The sequence below is a fragment of the Citrobacter sp. RHB35-C21 genome, from assembly GCF_013816515.1.
In the GTDB taxonomy this organism is placed as follows: domain Bacteria; phylum Pseudomonadota; class Gammaproteobacteria; order Enterobacterales; family Enterobacteriaceae; genus Citrobacter; species Citrobacter braakii.
The window spans coordinates 2699341-2717419 of record NZ_CP057147.1 but is presented as its reverse complement, the minus strand read 5'-3'; the positions used below and the strand labels follow the sequence as shown (position 1 = coordinate 2717419).

17 protein-coding genes are annotated in these 18079 nt (G+C 50.7%); 11 read left to right on the top strand and 6 right to left on the bottom strand.

Annotation, left to right across the window (positions count from 1 at the left end; translation table 11 throughout):
- Positions 1-147 precede the first annotated feature (147 nt).
- Positions 148-1023: a LysR family transcriptional regulator gene (locus tag HVZ39_RS13235; RefSeq protein ID WP_065554453.1), complete on the bottom strand. Its 876-nt coding sequence runs from the start codon at positions 1021-1023 to the stop codon at positions 148-150.
- Between the two features lie 102 nt (positions 1024-1125).
- Here HVZ39_RS13235 and sad point away from each other — a divergent pair, with 102 nt between their 5' ends.
- From sad to HVZ39_RS13205, 6 genes are all read left to right on the top strand, one after another.
- Complete coding sequence (sad, locus tag HVZ39_RS13230; RefSeq protein ID WP_181632520.1) at positions 1126-2514, top strand: succinate-semialdehyde dehydrogenase; 1389 nt, start codon at positions 1126-1128, stop codon at positions 2512-2514.
- A 175-nt stretch (positions 2515-2689) separates the two neighbouring features.
- Entirely contained in the window at positions 2690-3616 is a 927-nt protein-coding gene (gene glsB / locus HVZ39_RS13225) for a glutaminase B (RefSeq protein WP_016153077.1), read from the top strand.
- The gene (locus HVZ39_RS13220) at positions 3616-3975 is read left to right on the top strand and encodes a DUF4186 domain-containing protein (protein ID WP_016153078.1); all 360 of its coding nucleotides are present in this window, start codon (positions 3616-3618) and stop codon (positions 3973-3975) included. The genes glsB and HVZ39_RS13220 overlap by 1 nt, the downstream gene beginning before the upstream one ends.
- A gap of 81 nt (positions 3976-4056) precedes the next feature.
- Positions 4057-4584: a GNAT family N-acetyltransferase gene (locus tag HVZ39_RS13215; protein WP_181632519.1), complete on the top strand. Its 528-nt coding sequence runs from the start codon at positions 4057-4059 to the stop codon at positions 4582-4584.
- Between the two features lie 106 nt (positions 4585-4690).
- Entirely contained in the window at positions 4691-6142 is a 1452-nt protein-coding gene (locus HVZ39_RS13210) for a tagaturonate reductase (protein WP_046276380.1), read from the top strand.
- A gap of 208 nt (positions 6143-6350) precedes the next feature.
- On the top strand, positions 6351-7265 hold the full coding sequence (locus HVZ39_RS13205; RefSeq protein WP_181632518.1) for a bestrophin family protein: 915 nt from the start codon (positions 6351-6353) through the stop codon (positions 7263-7265).
- Here HVZ39_RS13205 and HVZ39_RS13200 read toward each other — a convergent pair.
- From HVZ39_RS13200 to HVZ39_RS13190, 3 genes are all read right to left on the bottom strand, one after another.
- On the bottom strand, positions 7262-7639 hold the full coding sequence (locus tag HVZ39_RS13200) for a GFA family protein (protein ID WP_016153082.1): 378 nt from the start codon (positions 7637-7639) through the stop codon (positions 7262-7264). The genes HVZ39_RS13205 and HVZ39_RS13200 overlap by 4 nt on opposite strands.
- A gap of 131 nt (positions 7640-7770) precedes the next feature.
- On the bottom strand, positions 7771-8529 hold the full coding sequence (gene tam / locus HVZ39_RS13195) for a trans-aconitate 2-methyltransferase (protein WP_016157955.1): 759 nt from the start codon (positions 8527-8529) through the stop codon (positions 7771-7773).
- 767 nt (positions 8530-9296) lie between these two features.
- On the bottom strand, positions 9297-10013 hold the full coding sequence (locus HVZ39_RS13190; protein ID WP_016156532.1) for a YebC/PmpR family DNA-binding transcriptional regulator: 717 nt from the start codon (positions 10011-10013) through the stop codon (positions 9297-9299).
- A gap of 455 nt (positions 10014-10468) precedes the next feature.
- Between HVZ39_RS13190 and HVZ39_RS13185 the strand changes: the two genes are divergently transcribed.
- Both HVZ39_RS13185 and HVZ39_RS13180 read left to right on the top strand, forming a co-directional pair.
- Positions 10469-10756 carry a VF530 family protein gene (locus HVZ39_RS13185; protein ID WP_016153085.1) on the top strand — a complete coding sequence of 96 codons (288 nt, stop codon included), beginning with the start codon at positions 10469-10471 and terminating at the stop codon, positions 10754-10756.
- A 12-nt stretch (positions 10757-10768) separates the two neighbouring features.
- Positions 10769-12136 (top strand): glycoside hydrolase family 10 protein, encoded by a 1368-nt coding sequence (locus HVZ39_RS13180; protein WP_075848218.1) that lies wholly within the window; start codon positions 10769-10771, stop codon positions 12134-12136.
- A gap of 65 nt (positions 12137-12201) precedes the next feature.
- Here HVZ39_RS13180 and HVZ39_RS13175 read toward each other — a convergent pair whose 3' ends face one another.
- Both HVZ39_RS13175 and hdeB read right to left on the bottom strand, forming a co-directional pair.
- Positions 12202-14145, bottom strand: coding sequence for a methyl-accepting chemotaxis protein (locus HVZ39_RS13175; RefSeq protein WP_181632517.1), 1944 nt, complete (start codon positions 14143-14145; stop codon positions 12202-12204).
- Between the two features lie 155 nt (positions 14146-14300).
- Entirely contained in the window at positions 14301-14630 is a 330-nt protein-coding gene (gene hdeB / locus HVZ39_RS13170; RefSeq protein WP_003019999.1) for an acid-activated periplasmic chaperone HdeB, read from the bottom strand.
- Positions 14631-15030: 400 nt separating this feature from the next.
- Here hdeB and HVZ39_RS13165 point away from each other — a divergent pair, with 400 nt between their 5' ends.
- From HVZ39_RS13165 to HVZ39_RS13155, 3 genes are read left to right on the top strand one after another with little or no spacing between them, the layout of a single operon-like run.
- A complete protein-coding gene (locus tag HVZ39_RS13165; protein WP_016156533.1) occupies positions 15031-15897 on the top strand; it encodes a MurR/RpiR family transcriptional regulator in 867 nt (288 codons plus the stop codon).
- Between the two features lie 14 nt (positions 15898-15911).
- Positions 15912-16499, top strand: a complete 588-nt coding sequence (gene ddpX / locus HVZ39_RS13160) for a D-alanyl-D-alanine dipeptidase (protein ID WP_181632516.1) — start codon at positions 15912-15914, stop codon at positions 16497-16499.
- Positions 16500-16514: 15 nt separating this feature from the next.
- Positions 16515-18077, top strand: coding sequence for an ABC transporter substrate-binding protein (locus tag HVZ39_RS13155; protein ID WP_181632515.1), 1563 nt, complete (start codon positions 16515-16517; stop codon positions 18075-18077).
- The last annotated feature ends 2 nt before the right edge of the window (positions 18078-18079 follow it).

Sequence of the window (18079 nt, the reverse complement as noted above, 5' to 3'; positions counted from 1 at the left end):
TCGTGATACAGATCTCATTTCATTGACTGGGTGGCAAAATTGACTGCCGAACATTTCGCGTAATTTTAACTGTTTCATTATTAATGAAATTCCGGGCGTGAGAATTCACCCGGAACGCTATTTATGGCGTTGTTTGAGAATCGCGAATTATTCCGTGCTTTTCGACAACTGAGGGTTCAATACCTCAATAAACGCTTCCAGTTGCCTCGTCATTGCGCCTCTGCGCCAGACCAGCCACGTATTCAGCCAGCGCCAGTTTTCGCTTAGCGGCCAGGCGTGGACCTGATGGTGTCCTGGCATGCTCTCCAGCATCGAACGCGGGATCAGCGCGATACCCGCACCGGCAATGACGCAAGCCAGCATGCCGTGATACGACTCCATTTCATGAATGGTGCCAGGCATTGCGCGATCGGCATGAAACCAGCTTTCAAAATGGCGACGATAGGAACAGTTGGCGCGAAAGGCGTAAATGCTGCAACCGTTAACGTCGCTGGCCCGCTGGATAGGGGGATGACCGTGCGGAGTGACTATCATCATCTCTTCACGGTAGACCGGCATTCCGTCAAGACCTGGATGAGTAATTGGGCCGTCGACAAAGGCGGCGTTCAGCGTCCCGTCGAGCACGCCGTCCAGCATCGTGCCTGAAGGACCTGTCGCCAGCGCAAACTGAATTTTGGGGTAACGCTGATTGTATTCAGCCAGCGTGGCAGGGATCCGCACAGCGGCAGTACTCTCGAGCGAGCCAAGAGAGAACAACCCCTGCGGTTCATCGCCGGCGACGACCATTCTCGCCTCGTCAACCAGGGCGAGGATCCGCTGGCTGTAGCGTAAAAAATTGTGCCCGGACGGGGAAAGCCGCAAACGCTGATTTTCACGAATAAACAGATCGACGCCAAGGTCGGCTTCAAGCTGGCGAATACGGGTGGTGAGATTGGATGGCACTCGATGCACCTTCGCGGCGGCCTGCGTAATACTGCCTGTCTCCGCGACGGCGTTAAACATTTCCAGTTGCGTCAGATCCATAATGTTCTCTGTTCGTGAATGGTGTGGTTAATATTATTCATTTTTCAGAAAGAGTAAATATGCGCATGATATGACCATACCCTGCGATAAAGAGAGGCACTTATGACTATCACAGCAGCAACACATGCGATTTCCGTTAACCCTACCAACGGTGAAAGGTTGGCGGCAATGCCGTGGGCCAGTACTGAAGAGATTGCACATGCGCTGAGCCTTGCCGCGAATGGCTACCGCGAATGGAAACACACTGCCGTTGAGCACCGTGCGCAAACGCTGCGTCATATCGGGCAGGCTCTGCGTCATCGCGCGGAAGAGATGGCGCAGTGTATCTCACGTGAAATGGGGAAACCCATCAAGCAGGCGCGTGGTGAAGTTGCTAAATCAGCCGCATTGTGTGACTGGTACGCCGAACATGGACCGGCGATGCTCAACCCGGAACCTACGCTGGTGGAGAACAACCAGGCGGTGATTGAGTATCGCCCCGTTGGAACTATTCTGGCGATCATGCCGTGGAACTTCCCGCTCTGGCAGGTACTTCGCGGCGCCATTCCAATTCTGCTGGCCGGAAATGGCTATCTGTTAAAGCATGCGCCAAACATAACCGGCTGTGCTGCGATTATCGCGCAGGTTTTTGCTGATGCCGGCATTCCCGCGGGTGTTTATGGTTGGGTGAATGCCGATAACGCCGGGGTAAGTCAGATGATCAATGACCCGCGTATCGCGGCGGTAACGGTGACGGGCAGCGTTCGAGCTGGTGCGGCGATTGGTGCTCAGGCGGGGGCGGCGCTGAAAAAATGCGTGCTTGAACTGGGGGGTTCCGATCCGTTTATTGTCCTTAATGATGCTGACCTCGATCTGGCCGTTAAGGCGGCGGTCGCCGGTCGTTATCAGAACACCGGACAGGTTTGTGCGGCAGCAAAGCGCTTTATTATCGAAGAAGGAATTGCGGCAGAATTTACGGCTCGTTTTGTGGCGGCCGCGAGCGCGATCAAAATGGGCGACCCGCTGAACGAAGAAAACGATCTGGGTCCGATGGCAAGATTTGATCTGCGCGATGAGCTGCATCAGCAGGTCGAAGCCTCCCTTGCCGAAGGCGCGCGGTTACTTCTCGGCGGGGAAAAAATCGCGGGTCAGGGCAATTACTATGCCGTGACGGTTCTGGGTGATGTCACCCCGGAGATGACGGCTTTTCGTCAGGAGCTGTTTGGCCCGGTTGCAGCGATTACCGTTGCAAAGAATGCGGAACATGCTTTAGCGCTGGCTAATGACAGTGATTTCGGCTTATCAGCCACGGTGTTCACCGCAGATGAAGCTCTGGCGCAGAAGATGGCGTCACGCCTGGAGTGTGGGGGCGTATTTATCAATGGTTACAGCGCCAGCGATGCCCGCGTTGCTTTTGGCGGCGTGAAGAAAAGTGGTTTTGGCCGCGAGCTTTCACACTTTGGTCTGCATGAGTTTTGTAATGTACAGACCGTCTGGAAAAACCGCCTCTGATGGTTTGGGTGCCTCCGACGGGGGCACCGGCCTTAATTCTGCAATGTTTCTGTCTACGGCATGAATCTCACCCGCTCATGCAGACCGTGGCCAGATTCCGCCTTCCGGCCTGACGCTGCGTATTCAGCTCTGTTATACTCGCAGGCCTTTCATACCTGCGAGCAAGGAGCATGTTGTGGCCAGGGCCATGGACAATTCAATTTTAGAGACCATTGTGCAGCAGGTTCGTCCGCTGATTGGTCAGGGTAAAGTCGCTGATTACATTCCTGCCTTAGCTTCTGTCGACGGTTCAAAACTGGGTATTGCTATTTGCACCGTCGATGGACAGCACTATCAGGCGGGGGATGCGCAAGAGCGCTTTTCTATTCAGTCAATTTCAAAGGTGCTCAGTCTGGTCGTGGCGATGCGTCACTATCAGGAAGATGAGATCTGGCAACGCGTCGGCAAGGATCCTTCCGGTCATCCTTTTAACTCCCTGGTGCAGCTGGAAATGGAGCAAGGGATCCCACGCAATCCCTTTATCAACGCCGGGGCGCTGGTGGTTTGCGATATGCTGCAAGGACGTCTGAGCGCACCGCGTCAACGGATGCTGGAAGTGGTACGGGCGCTAAGCGGCGTTTCGGATATCGCCTATGATGCGACGGTGGCGCGTTCTGAGTTTGAGCACTCGGCGCGTAACGCGGCTATTGCCTGGCTAATGAAGTCCTTTGGCAATTTTCACCATGACGTGACCACCGTTTTGCAAAATTACTTTCACTACTGCGCACTGAAAATGAGCTGTGTGGAGCTGGCGCGCACGTTCGTCTTTCTGGCGAATCAGGGACATGCTTTTCATCTTGCTGAGCCGGTGGTGACACCCATGCAGGCCCGACAGATCAACGCGCTGATGGCGACCAGTGGCATGTATCAGAACGCAGGGGAATTTGCCTGGCGAGTGGGCTTACCGGCGAAATCTGGTGTGGGGGGCGGTATCGTGGCTATCGTGCCTCACGAGATGGCGATTGCCGTCTGGAGTCCGGAACTGGATGCGGCGGGAAATTCGCTGGCGGGTATCGCCGTGCTGGAGCAATTAACGCAACAACTGGGGCGCTCGGTTTACTGATGAACACGCTCGATCCTCTTTTTGCCCGGCTGGCGAAATCAACGTTTCGCTCGCGATTTCGCCTTGGCCAGAAAGAAAGGCAGTATTGTCTGGATAAAGGCGCGCCGGTTATCGAACAACACGCCACGGATTTTATTGCCAAACGGCTGGCGCCCGCGTTTCCTGCCAATGACGGTAAGCAGACACCCATGCGCGGGCATCCGGTATTTATCGCTCAACATGCTACGGCGACCTGTTGTCGGGGATGTCTGGCGAAATGGCATGATATCCCTCAGGGTGTGGCGTTAAACGATGAACAGCAGCGTTACGTTGTCACGGTTATCTATCACTGGCTAGTGATCCAGATGAACAAGCCATAGATAACATAATCCTATGATATGACTCCTTGTGTTGTGCAATTGTTAAAAGCAGTATGAAGGGGTCATTCTAAGGAGAAAAAAATGGCTTCCTGTAAACCCTGCTTTGTGCTGAGCGCGGCCCAGATTCTGTCGAGAATCGATGAATTCAGCGACATCCTTGAAACATGCGTCAATGATGGCGCCTCTGTCAGCTTTATGCTCCCTTTTAGTGGTGATAAATCACGGCCTTTCTGGATAAGTGTCGCGCAAAGCGTTGACCGTGGAGAAAGGATTGTTCTGGGTACGCAGAACGCACAGGGGGTGCTGGTCGGTACCGTCCAGCTCATTATCGATCAACCCGAAAACCAACCTCATCGTGCTGATGTCGCCAAGCTGCTGGTTCACCCCTCAGCGCGGCGCGGTGGTGTTGCCCGGACGTTGATGAACGAACTCGAAAACTGCGCGCGTCAGCAAGGAAAAACGCTGCTGGTGCTTGATACAGCGACGGGCAGCAGCGCTGAGTTGTTCTACCACAATTCTGGATGGCAAAAAGTAGGGGTGATACCGGACTATGCAAAAATGCCTGACGGGAAGCTGACCGGGACCACACTTTTCTACAAAACTCTCTAATTTGTCGCCGGGGATTGATCAAAACAGGGTTTCAATGTATTAAAGTTTGCTAACCTATTGGACCAATTCAATCAGGTTGTATGACTAATTAAAAAGGGAACCCATTGTGCAAACACTAAATCGTCGCGATTTCCCCGGTGCTCAGTATCCTGAACGCATTATTCAGTTTGGTGAAGGAAACTTCCTGCGCGCCTTTGTTGACTGGCAAGTCGATTTGCTGAACGAACATACCGATCTGAACGCTGGTGTAGTCATTGTTCGTCCCATCGAAAGTACCTTCCCGCCATCGCTGAGTACGCAGGATGGTCTCTATACCACCATCATTCGTGGTTTGAATGAGAAGGGCGAGGCCGTAAGCGATGCCCGTTTGATCCGTTCGGTTAACCGCGAAATCAGCGTCTATAGCGAATACGATGAGTTCCTGAAGTTGGCGCATAATCCAGATATGCGTTTTGTGTTCTCCAACACGACTGAAGCGGGCATCAGCTACCACGCGGGCGATAAGTTTGAGGATGCACCGGCCGTGAGTTATCCGGCTAAACTGACCCGACTGTTGTTCGAACGCTTCAGCCATTTTAACGGCGCGTCGGATAAAGGCTGGATTATCATTCCTTGCGAACTGATTGATTACAATGGTGATGCGCTGCGTGAACTGGTCCTGCGCTATGCTCAGGAGTGGGCGCTGCCGGAGGCATTTATTCAGTGGCTGGATCAGGCCAACGCATTTTGCTCCACGCTGGTGGACCGCATTGTTACCGGTTATCCGCGTGACGAAGTGGAGAAACTGGAAGCTGAGTTGGGCTATCACGATGCCTTCCTCGACACTGCAGAACACTTCTATCTGTTCGTTATTCAGGGACCGAAGTCATTAGCTGCAGAGCTGCGTCTGGATAAATATCCGCTTAATGTCCTGATTGTTGATGACATCAAACCGTACAAAGAACGAAAAGTGGCGATTCTCAACGGCGCACACACCGCACTGGTTCCCGTTGCCTGGCAGGCAGGGCTGGACACCGTGGGCGAGGCGATGAATGACGCAGAGATTTGCGCCTTCGTTGAAAAAGCGATTTATGAAGAGATCATTCCGGTACTGGATTTACCCCGCGATGAGCTGGCGTCTTTCGCCAGCGCGGTGACCGGTCGATTCTGCAATCCGTACATCAAGCATCAGTTGCTGTCTATTGCCCTGAACGGCATGACTAAATTCCGTACCCGTATTTTGCCGCAGCTGCTGGCAGGGCAACAGGCCAGCGGCAAACTGCCGGCGCGCCTGACGTTTGCGCTTGCCGCGCTGATTGCTTTCTATCGTGGAGAGCGTAACGGTGAGGCTTATCCGGTCCAGGATGATGCGCACTGGGTGGCACGTTTTCAACAGCTGTGGTCCCAGCATCATGACCGCCAGATAAGCACCGACGAGTTAGTCAAATCGGTACTGGGCGTTAAAGAACACTGGGAACAGGATCTGACTCAGGTTTCCGGACTCGTGGAGCAGGTTTCAGCCGATCTGGATACCATTCTGGCCAAAGGCATGCGTGAAGCCGTTAAGCCATTGTGCTAAGAAGACAACCCGGCTCAGGCCGGGTTTTTTATAGAACATTCATTAGTTACAACATACTATTGTTTATTAATAACTACACCGTTCTGTAACTCCGGTGCGCGGTGGTTCTGGCAGCGCAAAAGTTGTTTAGTTAATGTTGCGATTAACTTGCAACATTGATCATGATCGCGTCTAATGTGATGGATTTCACATTTTCCCGAAGAAAACCATGATCGTTCGCCCCCAACAACACTGGCTACGCCTGATATTCGTTTGGCATGGGTCAGTATTATCCAAAATCTTTTCACGACTGCTGCTAAACTTCCTGCTCTCCATCGCCGTTATTATCATGCTTCCGTGGTATACGATGCTGGGAATCAAATTCACCTTGGCGCCATTCAGCATTCTCGGCGTGGCGATTGCAATCTTTTTAGGTTTTCGCAATAACGCCTGTTATTCACGTTACGTTGAGGCCCGACACCTGTGGGGGCAGTTGATGATTGCTTCCCGATCGCTACTGCGTGAGGTAAAAACCACCTTACCGGACGACGCCGAATTAGGGGAGTTTGTTCGTCTGCAAATCGCGTTTGCCCACTGTTTACGCATGACTTTACGTCGAAAGCCGCAGGCAGAGCCGTTGGCGAAGTACCTCAGCGAGAAAGATCTGCAGACGGTATTTGCCTCACAATCTCCAGCAAACCGCATTTTGTTGTTGATGGGAGAGTGGTTGGCCGTGCGCAGGCGTAATGGTCAACTGTCAGACATATTATTTCATAGTTTAAACAATAGGTTAAACGATATGTCTGCGGTACTGGCTGGTTGTGAGCGGATTGCGAATACGCCGGTCCCGTTTGCTTATACTTTGATCCTTCATCGCACGGTATACCTGTTTTGTATCATGCTGCCATTCGCGTTAGTGGTGGATCTGCACTACATGACACCGTTTATCTCTGTGCTTATTTCCTATACATTTATCTCGCTCGACACGCTTGCAGAAGAGCTTGAAGATCCGTTTGGCACAGAGAACAATGACCTGCCGCTGGATGCGATTTGCAATGCGATCGAAATTGATTTGCTGCAGATGAACGATGAAACAAATGTGCCAGCAAAACACATGCCTGATAGGCATTACCAACTAACTTAGTTACGTTCGTTTTGCCACCAGGCTGGCTGCATATCGGAAAACGAATGAAACTCAGGTGCCAGGTCTTCATCGTTAGGATCATCAAAAGCCCCGGCTAAAAGTGCAATTACCGGGGCGTCATCAATAGCGCCCACGGAACTGCCGCACTGAGGGCAAAAGGCTCGACAACTCGTTTCTGACGAGCGCCAGGTTGTCGGTTTTCCGGCTTTTCCCGTCCATTCTACATTTTCTGCATCAAACTCAATCCAGACGACGGTCGGTGCGCCCGTATGTTTCCGGCATATATCGCAGGAGCAGGTATGGGAATTATTAGGACTGCTGGCCGTGAAGCGGATCGAACCACAAAGACACCCACCAATGTAGACTTTAGACATAATAACTCCCGTCAGAAACACGTGGCAAGACACTAGCAGATGCCTCGCATTGTCACTAGATCCTTATGTTAAAAAGGCGAGGGCGCTCATAGGCGATCCTCTATTCCTGTGATCTATCTGATGATAAATGCTTAATTATTGCGGCGCGCAACAATAAACAATCGGGGAAATGCCAGTAAAATTTTGCCATTTTCCTGCAGTGGATATTGCTCCTGAAGTAGTTCGTGGTAGCGCGCCAGATACTGACGTTGCTCGCTTTCTCTCAAATCCTGTAACCAGGGGCGCAGGCCTGTAGAACTTACCCAGTCGATAATTGCTTGATGAGAATCCATAATGTGATAATACGTGGTGCGCCAGATATCCACCTCACAGCCAGTTTCGGTCAAAATATCATAGTAGGCATGTACGCCAGGCAGTGGCGCACGGCCCCGGTCCGGGAAACCCTGTTCATAAGCCACTTCGCGCATCAGAACATGCGTGGGTTCCAGCCAGTTATCCGGCATTTGTACGGCCAGAACGCCGTTGCGACCCAGCAGCGATACCAGGTTCGGCAATAGTTCATAGTGATCGGGTACCCATTGTAAAGACGCATTTGCGTAAAGCAGATCCACAGGATGCTCGGGCTGGAACTGACTGATATCCGCTTCAATAAAATGGCATTGCGGTAATGCGTTGCGCGCTTCATTCAGCATGGCGGGTGAGGAATCAACCCCGGTTATTACAGCCGAAGGCCAGCGCTGATGCAGTAATGCCGTGCTGTTTCCCGGACCACAGCCAAGATCAACAACTGAACGAACACTCTCTAACGCCACTCTGTTGAGTAATTCCGCTGCGGGTCTTGAACGTTCAGTTTCATATTGCAGATAAAGCGAAGGGTTCCAGTCAGCCATGAATGAATCTCCAGTATGAGAGAAAAAGGCAGAAAGGGCCGCATAAGTCCTTGCCGGTGAGCCATTTCATTTAGAAGATTATATGATAATGAAGGATAAGGGCAGAAATATGCCAGGAAGACAGATTGGCATGTCTGTGGTTTGCCTGCGTGAACTACAGTTATCAGTTTTGATGTTCAGTGAGTGATGTGGCACAGGTCGAAAATGGTTAGCGCTGGTAACGGCATTTGAAAAGAGGTTTGACCATCATTATCGAGCAGCACAAGGATTACCATAAAGCATCAGATTCTACCTTACTCAACACTAGTGCGCATAATGTATATTATGTTAAATACAATTTAGTATTTGATGAATGCTTAGTTCATACCCCTTAGCTGACGCCGTTCCATCAAATCCTTACCCTTCCCTTATCTGCTACGGTAAAAAGTTTTCGTCAGATGACCCCGAATGCAGATCCCTCTTTAGCCATTCTCAGTTTGGCGGTTCCGGTTGGTACACAGTGATGAAAAACGATAAGGTCAGAGCTGTTGTCGCCTTCGAGTCAGGAAGCCAGGAAGCGGTTTTTTCATTCCTGGAAAAGCTCCCCCTGCTAATCCTGACTGAAAACTGCTGGACATGACTGTCTGCCTTGAGCAAAAGCAGACAGTCACTTTGATTTTCTACCGTAAATTTTTTCTTTTTTTATAATCAATGTATCGGGCTAGATATTTTTGTAACAACTTTATAAGTTAAAGATCTGCCGCAATAACAGATTCCTTTATTTATAATTAGAGGTTTGCAACGTTGTGATAGACTTTTTGAACATCATCGTCATCTTCAAGGGCATCAACGAGTCCTGCAAAGATTTCTAAATCTTCTGGCGAAAGTTCAACTTCTGATTGAGCAATCATTTCTAATTCTGTTGTTGAGAATTCAGTAATCCCAGCGGCTTTCAGGGCTGCAATTCCTTTATGAAGGTCTGTAGATTCAGTATAAATAACGATGTTTCCCTCTTCTTCGGTTACATCGCGAACATCTACATCAGCATTAAGCAAAATTTCAAAAATATGGTCAGGATCTGTTCCTTCAAATACAATCACCCCGGTATTGTCAAACATATAGCTGACAGCACCTGCCGCTCCGATATTCCCGCCTTTTTTATTGAAAATTGAGCGGACATTAGCAATCGTACGGTTAACATTTGACGTCAACGTTTCAGCGATAATCAGTGAACCACTTGGACCAAATCCTTCATAGCGCCCTTGCACGAACGTTTCATCGCTGCCGCCTTTGGCTTTATCAATTGCTTTATCAATAACGTGTTTAGGAACCTGTGCTTGTTTCGCACGTTCAATAACGAATTTTAAAGCTGAGTTTGATTCTGGGTCTGGTTCACCTTGTTTGGCAGCGGCATAGATTTCTACACCGAATTTTGCATATATATTAGACGTTGCACCGTCTTTAGCAGTTTTTTTAGCAACAATATTTGCCCATTTACGTCCCACTGGAATAGTCTCCTCAGAAATTCATTTACATTACATGCAGATTAATAGCCTGCAAATTTTTCCGCAATATTATATCATGATATGTAAACTCTCGTCCATGAAAAACAAAATATCCATGTTTTACTAAATTTTACTTTAATTTTATCAATAGTTAACATTATGGATATGTTATTTTCGGTTTTATTTGGATCTTTTGTTTTTTAATTTAAATAGTCGAATGACAGCGATAATACATAAATAAAGAGAAACTGAAGTAACAATCCAGGTATAAATACCCACTTAAGATTAATGAACGCATCGAATCCAGATCTTTTCTTCAGCAATTTCTGGCTGGTGTTTACTTCTTAATCATGAAAGCCTGAGGAACAGATGCCATTGCTGGTCGCCCCGCTTTCTTGTAACCTTCTTCCCGTTGCACTACTAACAGAATCTGGAACCACTGAACTGGACTTCATATGAATGCTCATATTTCTAAAGACCCTTTACATGGCGTAACGCTTGAAATGCAGGTCAATGCACTGGTTGATCGTTATGGTTGGGCTGAGCTGGCGCAACGCATTAATATCAACTGCTTTAAAAATGAGCCGAGCGTTAAATCCAGTTTGAAGTTTCTGCGCCGCACGCCCTGGGCGCGGGCAGAAGTTGAAGCGCTGTACCTGGATTCTCTGCATGACCTTGCCTCAAATAACACCACCGAACCGGCGTTCGATCCCTGGGCTAACAGCCGCAACAAGAAGAATTAAGAGCAAAATCTGATGTCAGCATCCGGTTTTATTTCAGCAAATTATCAGAAAAAACTGGCGAATATTCTCGCCCGTTCCCGAGCCTGGCTGCCGCGAACCAACATGAAATGGTTCGCGCTGCTCGTAGGCAGTATGTTGCTACTTGGCAGTTGTTCTTCACAGCCGCCCGGTTCAAAAATCACCCCACTGCCCCCGGTGGGCAATCCACAGCAGAGCAAGGAGCCGGTACGCGGTATATGGCTGGCAACGGTTTCGCGTCTTGACTGGCCGCCGATTTCATCCGTCAACATCAGCTCGCCTGCCGTTCGTATCAGCCAGCAGCAAAAGGCGCTGACTGACAAGCTGGATAACCTGAAACGTCTTGGTATTAACACCGTTTTTTTCCAGGTGAAGCCCGATGCCACTGCGTTGTGGCATTCTACAATCTTGCCGTGGTCAGATACCCTGACCGGTAAGATTGGTCAGGATCCGGGTTACGATCCGTTACGGTTTATGCTCGATGAAGCGCATAAACGCGGAATGAAAGTCCATGCCTGGTTTAACCCCTACCGCGTGTCCGTTAACACTAAACCTGCGACGGTTACCGAATTAAACAACACGCTGTCACAGACGCCTTCCAGCGTTTATGTCCTGCATCGGGACTGGATCCGTACCTCGGGCGAGCGTTTTGTGTTAGATCCCGGTATTCCCGAAGTGCGTGACTGGATAACCAGTATCGTGGCTGAAGTGGTTGAGAATTACCCGGTTGACGGCGTGCAATTCGATGATTACTTCTATACCGAGTCTCCCGGCTCTGCGCTCAACGACAGCCAGACCTTCAGAAGATACGGCCAGGGATTTGTCTCCAAAGCTGACTGGCGGCGCGATAACACGCAACGCCTGATCGCGCAGGTTTCACGAACTATCAAGAAACTCAAACCTGAAGTTGAATTTGGCGTCAGCCCTGCGGGCGTGTGGCGCAACCGTTCGCACGATCCGGCTGGCTCCGACACGCGCGGCGCGGCAGCCTATGATGAATCGTATGCGGACACCCGCCGCTGGGTGCAACAAGGCTTGCTGGACTACATCGCCCCGCAGCTGTACTGGCCTTTTGCCCGCGACGCGGCGCGTTACGATGTGTTGGCGAAATGGTGGGCAGATGTCGTCAAATCAACCAACACCCGCCTGTATATTGGGGTGGCGTTGTACAAAGTCGGTGAGCCGTCGCGAAAAGAACCTGACTGGACGGTTAAAGGCGGCGTGCCGGAGCTAAAAAAACAGCTCGATCTGAACGAGTCTGAACCGCACATTAACGGCACAATTTTGTTTCGCGAAGATTACCTTAATCAGCCGCAAACGCAGGAAGCCGTGACCTATATTCGCAGTCGTTGGGGGCGTTAATGGTCGTCCGTAGTTGATTTATAACGCAAGAGCGTCCGGTAATATGGACGCTCTTAACCGATCCATCAGGCAACTGAAGGCTCAGGCAATCTGAATGATGAGACCAGCATCGCCAGCTGTTCCGCCTCCTCTTTCAGCGCCTGCGTTCGCGCGGCGGCATCATCTATTAACGAGGCGTTTTGCTGAACGGTGCTGTCCATTTCGGTAACAGCCAGCGTAACTTCGGAAACGCCCTTGCGTTGTTCTTCACCCGCAACGCGTATTTCCCCCATCAACTGACGTACCTGACGTACATTACTGACCAGTTCTCCCAGACGTTCGCCCGCATTGTGAATTTGCTGACTTCCGCTACCTACATGAGAAACGGATTCATCAATCAACGCCTTTATTTCCTGCGCGGCAGTGGCGCTGCGCTGGGCCAGCGTGCGTACTTCGGAGGCCACAACGGCAAACCCTCTCCCGGCATCACCTGCTCTGGCGGCTTCAACCGCGGCATTCAGGGCGAGAATATTGGTCTGGAACGCAATGCTGTCGATAACCGCGACAATTTCCACCATTCTGCCGGATGAGGCACTGACGTTATCCATTGTAGAGATAACACCCTGCATAACATCGCCGCAGCGGTTGGCCGTTTGCGCGGTGCTATCAGAGAGTTCATCCGCCAGTTGTGTATTACTGGCATTTTGATGAACGGTCGCATTTAACTGTTCCATCGCCGCTGAACTCTCTTCCAGCGCAGCGGCCTGTTGCGTCACGCGAGATGAAAGTTCCATATTACTGTCTGCCAGGCTGACAGCGTTATTCGCCACCACTACGCTACTGCTTCTGACAGTGATCAGAATGGCTGAGATTTTATCGACGAACAGGTTAAACGCTTCGGCGATAGCGGAAATCTCATCTTTGCCACGCACATCCAGGCGACGGGTAAGATCGCCTTCTCCCTGCGCAATGTCATCCAGAGCCTGACGGGTATCATCGAGACGTGAAATCAGTCGGCGAACCACCAGCCAGGATCCCACCAGCAACAGGGTCATGATCGGGATCAACACTTCCAGCACGTCCTGCATCATCACTTTGGCAAGGCCGACGATACGCGATTCAGGCGTCGCAAGACCAACAACCCAACCGGTATCCGCCATCGGGAACAGCATCACCCGTGAAGCCGAATTCAGGACGTTATCATTTGCAAGCGTAATCGTTTTCACCCCGTCCGCTGGGCGCAGAGATTTCAGACCGTTTTCCACCGGGATAAGCCATTGCGCGCTTTGCGCCAGATCGTTAACGGTTTTATATTTCGCCAGATCGGCCTGCGGGAAATAGAGGATTTGTCCCTGCTTGTCCACCACAAACGCGTAACCACCGGTGCTGTTTCCCTGCTGCTGCATGAAAGTGGCGACGTTATCCAGGCGAATATCGGTGGTGGCGACACCGGCAAACTTGCCCGCCAGTTGATAAGGTACGCTGCACGTCACCATGTTGACGCCTGAACTGGCGTCCTGGTAGACATCAGACCATAAGCAACTGTTTTGTGAATGTCCTTTAGCATGCTGATACCAGTTTTCATTGTGGTATCCGCTTGACCCTTCGACGTTATAGTCGTTGGAATACACCAGTTTACCTTCAGCATTACGCGCCCAGAAAAAGCTTCTTTTCTCCACACCTGCGGTGAAAGCGTCTGGTTCTGGCCAGATGCCGCCGCCGGTAATAATCGAATCTTTATCTTCACCAATCAGATGCGGAACGACGCTTTGATAAAGAGATTCATCATTTGGCAGCACCTCAGCCAGTCGTGACAAGCTAACGGTCTCACCTTCAATTCGGGACAATACGGTACTCAACTGGCGGGTTAAACCTTGCCCTGTTTCTTCGATCAGGGCGGTGTTGATTTCAACGACGCGCGGTTGGCCACGCCAGAGCATAATCACCACAATAACAAGGGTTGTGACTGCAAGCAGCAGAATGCCGCCGATGGTTAAACGCGTTGAAATACGAGTAGGATACCAGGCCATACAAACTCCTTCTGCAAAAGGCTAACTTTTATCCAGTATCGGCACAGGCGTTTATATCTTTATAAAGTTTTCTTAAGTATCACAAAATAAATAGGTGACATTGTCACAAATAGCAAAACCCAGCACTTTGGCTGGGTTTTAATAATGACTTAATCTTATTTGGATAATTCTTTTTTGATTTCGTCTTTTATTTTGCTTAATTCGCTCTGCGGATGTTTTTTACAAAGTTCAACGGTCAGAGGAACTGCAGTAGTCACGGTTTCGTTATAGTCTACGTAATCGCCACCCTTGAAATCTTCGTCTTCATTGAGCACCCAGAAAGCCACTGGGGCCATAGTTTGCGGGTTCAAATCAATAAACTCCTGGCAATTCATGCCTTTTGGAGTCACTTCAGTTTTAGCGTTATCAGTTGCTGCATTGACGCTGACACTGGTTAACAGCGCTGCGACCAGAATACCTGCTGTAGAAAGGGAGAATTTATTCATTGTAGTACTCCATTTATAATATAAATAATATCTACACTTGCGCTTCAAACCGTTAATGTAGTTCGCAAAAAATAATACCCCTAACGTCATAAGAATAAAGATTGCCACCATTGATATGGCTGAAATTTATATTTCACATTACTGATTCTGATGTCTGGGCGTAAAACGTGGCCACAATGTGATCGTTCCGACGAAATCAGCAGATTCATACCCCTCTTCCCCTGTCGCTGCACCAAAACTGAACTACGCTGCACAAATGTTGATCATTAGTTAACGGGTATGGGCTGATTTTTAACAAAAATGGTCGGCGTGCCGCTGTTACCAACATGGCACGCGTCCTGCATTGTTAATTTGCTAACAGTGAACCGTACTCTGACAAACAATTAACAGCGAGAAGGTAATGACAGCGAAACCGGAGTTATTTACCCGCATAGAGCAGACCTTTAGCCAACTGACGCCCAGCGAAAAGCGCGTGGCCGGGTGGCTGTTAGCCCATGCTGTGCAGATCCCTTTTGAAACCGCGGATGGTATTGCTAAAGCGACCGGAACCAGCGGCATTACCGTTGGACGCTATCTGCGTAAACTGGGCTTTCGCAATCTGGAAGATGCAAAAGCCAGCCTGCGGGAGCTACCCGTCGTCGCCTATCAACCCTGGGGGATGAACGAGCGGTTGGACTCCTGGCACCAGCAACAAAGCCTGCCAGATCGCGCGCAGCAGTCGCTGTTACTGGAAATCGACGCCATTACCTATGTCTATCAACTCGCGCAAGGCGAAACGTTTTTACGCATAGCGCAGCGGCTGGCACATGCGGAAGCCGTGTATATCCTTGGGATCCAGTCCACCCGCGGGATCGCTAACGCCTTTTTCAGTCACCTGGAATACCTGCGGCCTAAAGTCAGCTACTCCGAAGGTCTTTCCGGCAGTTGGGTCGAGTCGCTGAATTCAGGATTCACCCAGCCTTACGTGGTGATCACCGATATGCGCGCCTATTCCGCAATCTCGCGACAATATTGCCGCGTTGCCACAGAACGCTGCATTCCGCTGGCGTTAATCACCGATGTGTGGTGCCCGTGGGCCAGAGACTATTCCATTGACTTACTTCAGGTGAAAACTGACACCGGACATTTCTGGGACTCACTGGCTCCGGTGAGCTGTCTGTTCAACTTATTACTCTCTGCGGTGGTGGCACAACTGGGTGACTCCCTCGCAGAACGCCTGCAAACCAATCGCCAGTTACAACAACAATTTGGTCAATTCGAACAATAAACAGGAAACGTGCTATGTCAGAAACCCCAGAACTGGTCGATCTGTCGGTGATATTCCCGTCGCTACATATCGATCTTAAATACGCTACGGCAGACAACATTACCGGCGCCCCTATCTACCGGGAAGCTCGTTGCCTGTTGCACACCGAGGCGGTCACTGCGCTGGCGAAAAGCATCAGTATTGCGCAACTGGCGGGCCTGAAACTTGTGGTATACGACGCGTATCGCCCGCAGCAGGCGCAGGCGGTGCTGTGGTATGCGTGTCCGGATCCTCAGTATGTTGTCGATGTGGCGATAGGATCCAATCACAGCCGCGGGACGGCCATTGACGTTACGCTAATGGACGATCGTGGCAATCTTCTCGATATGGGCGCCGGCTTTGATGAGATGCACGACCGTTCCCATGCCTGGCACCCTTCTGTTCCTCCGGCTGCGCAGCGCAACCGCCTGCTGCTCAATGCCATTATGTTCGGCGGCGGTTTTGTCGGTATCACCAGCGAGTGGTGGCATTTTGAATTACCTGATGCCGCCCGCTATCCGCTGCTTGACGATCAGATAGATTGTTACACTGTCACACCCATAACAACACAACATTCCCTTTAATTCTGGAGCCTGGTTATGAAGACTACACTTGCGTTAAACGCGTTTTTTCGCCCCGCTCTGATAGCCGTTGCGCTGGCGTTTGCCCTGCCCGCTGCGCAGGCCGCCGTTCCCAAAGATATGCTGGTGATCGGCAAAGCTGCCGATCCGCAGACGCTCGATCCCGCCGTGACCATCGATAACAACGACTGGACGGTCACCTATCCCTCTTATCAGCGGCTGGTTCAGTACAAAACGGATGGCGGTAAAGGCTCCACGGAAGTTGAAGGCGATTTGGCCAGCGGCTGGAAGGCCTCTGACGACCAGAAAGAGTGGACGTTTATCCTGAAAAACGATGCCAAATTCGCCGACGGAACGCCGGTGACGGCTGATGCGGTAAAGCAATCTTTTGAACGCTTGCTCAAAATCGGCCAGGGACCTGCAGAAGCGTTCCCGAAAGATCTGAAGGTCGAGGCTATCGATAACAATACGGTGAAGTTTACCCTCAGCCAGCCATTTGCGCCGTTCCTGTATACGCTGGCCAATGACGGGGCCTCAATTATTAACCCGGCCGTCTTAAAAGAGCATGCCGCAGACGATGCCCGCGGATTCCTGGCGCAGAACACGGCAGGCTCCGGTCCCTTCATGCTCAAAAGCTGGCAAAAGGGACAGCAGTTGGTGCTGGTTCCTAACCCATATTATGCCGGTGCAAAACCGGCGTTTAAGCGGGTTTCGGTAAAAATCATCGGTGAAAGCGCCTCTCGCCGTCTGCAATTGTCGCGGGGTGATATCGACATTGCTGATGCGCTTCCGGTTGACCAGCTTGCCGCCTTAAAACAGGAAGGCAAAGTTAACGTGGCGGATTATCCCTCGTTGCGCGTGACCTATCTGTATCTGAATAACAGTAAAGCGCCGCTCAATCAGGTGGATTTACGCCGCGCTATCTCGTGGGCCACCGATTATAAAGGCATGGTAAACGGGATCCTGAGCGGCAACGGTAAGCAAATGCGGGGTCCGATCCCTGAAGGCATGTGGGGTTTTGACGACAAGGCCATGCAGTACAGTTTCGATGAAGCCAAAGCAAAAGCGGCGTGGGACAACGTTGCCACCAAACCTGACAGCCTGAGCTTCCTGTACTCGGATAATGACCCTAACTGGGAACCTATCGCGCTCGCGACCCAGGCAAGCCTTGGCAAACTGGGCATTAAGGTGAAGCTGGAAAAACTGGCGAACGCCACCATGCGTGACCGCGTGGGCAAAGGAGATTACGACATTGCCATTGGCAACTGGAGCCCTGATTTCGCCGATCCGTACATGTTTATGAACTACTGGTTTGAGTCAGATAAAAAAGGCTTGCCGGGTAACCGTTCGTTCTATGAAAACGGTGAGGTCGATAAGCTGCTGCGTAGCGCGCTGGCCACGACCGATCAGATTGCCAGAACCAATGACTACCAGCAGGCGCAAACTATCGTGATTGATGAAGCCGCCTACGTCTATTTATTCCAGAAAAACTATCAGTTGGCGATGAACAAAGACGTCAAAGGATTTGTATTCAACCCCATGCTGGAACAGGTCTTCAATATCTCCACCATGAGTAAATAAGC

What these genes read in the sequence shown, in the direction of transcription:
- HVZ39_RS13235 (WP_065554453.1), bottom strand. Translation starts at nt 1,023, where the DNA reads ATGGATCTGACGCAACTGGAAATGTTTAACGCCGTCGCGGAGACAGGC.
- sad (WP_181632520.1), top strand. Translation starts at nt 1,126, where the DNA reads ATGACTATCACAGCAGCAACACATGCGATTTCCGTTAACCCTACCAAC.
- HVZ39_RS13220 (WP_016153078.1), top strand. Translation starts at nt 3,616, where the DNA reads ATGAACACGCTCGATCCTCTTTTTGCCCGGCTGGCGAAATCAACGTTT.
- HVZ39_RS13215 (WP_181632519.1), top strand. Translation starts at nt 4,057, where the DNA reads ATGGCTTCCTGTAAACCCTGCTTTGTGCTGAGCGCGGCCCAGATTCTG.
- HVZ39_RS13205 (WP_181632518.1), top strand. Translation starts at nt 6,351, where the DNA reads ATGATCGTTCGCCCCCAACAACACTGGCTACGCCTGATATTCGTTTGG.
- HVZ39_RS13200 (WP_016153082.1), bottom strand. Translation starts at nt 7,639, where the DNA reads ATGTCTAAAGTCTACATTGGTGGGTGTCTTTGTGGTTCGATCCGCTTC.
- tam (WP_016157955.1), bottom strand. Translation starts at nt 8,529, where the DNA reads ATGGCTGACTGGAACCCTTCGCTTTATCTGCAATATGAAACTGAACGT.
- HVZ39_RS13185 (WP_016153085.1), top strand. Translation starts at nt 10,469, where the DNA reads ATGAATGCTCATATTTCTAAAGACCCTTTACATGGCGTAACGCTTGAA.
- HVZ39_RS13180 (WP_075848218.1), top strand. Translation starts at nt 10,769, where the DNA reads ATGTCAGCATCCGGTTTTATTTCAGCAAATTATCAGAAAAAACTGGCG.
- HVZ39_RS13175 (WP_181632517.1), bottom strand. Translation starts at nt 14,145, where the DNA reads ATGGCCTGGTATCCTACTCGTATTTCAACGCGTTTAACCATCGGCGGC.
- hdeB (WP_003019999.1), bottom strand. Translation starts at nt 14,630, where the DNA reads ATGAATAAATTCTCCCTTTCTACAGCAGGTATTCTGGTCGCAGCGCTG.
- HVZ39_RS13165 (WP_016156533.1), top strand. Translation starts at nt 15,031, where the DNA reads ATGACAGCGAAACCGGAGTTATTTACCCGCATAGAGCAGACCTTTAGC.
- ddpX (WP_181632516.1), top strand. Translation starts at nt 15,912, where the DNA reads ATGTCAGAAACCCCAGAACTGGTCGATCTGTCGGTGATATTCCCGTCG.
- HVZ39_RS13155 (WP_181632515.1), top strand. Translation starts at nt 16,515, where the DNA reads ATGAAGACTACACTTGCGTTAAACGCGTTTTTTCGCCCCGCTCTGATA.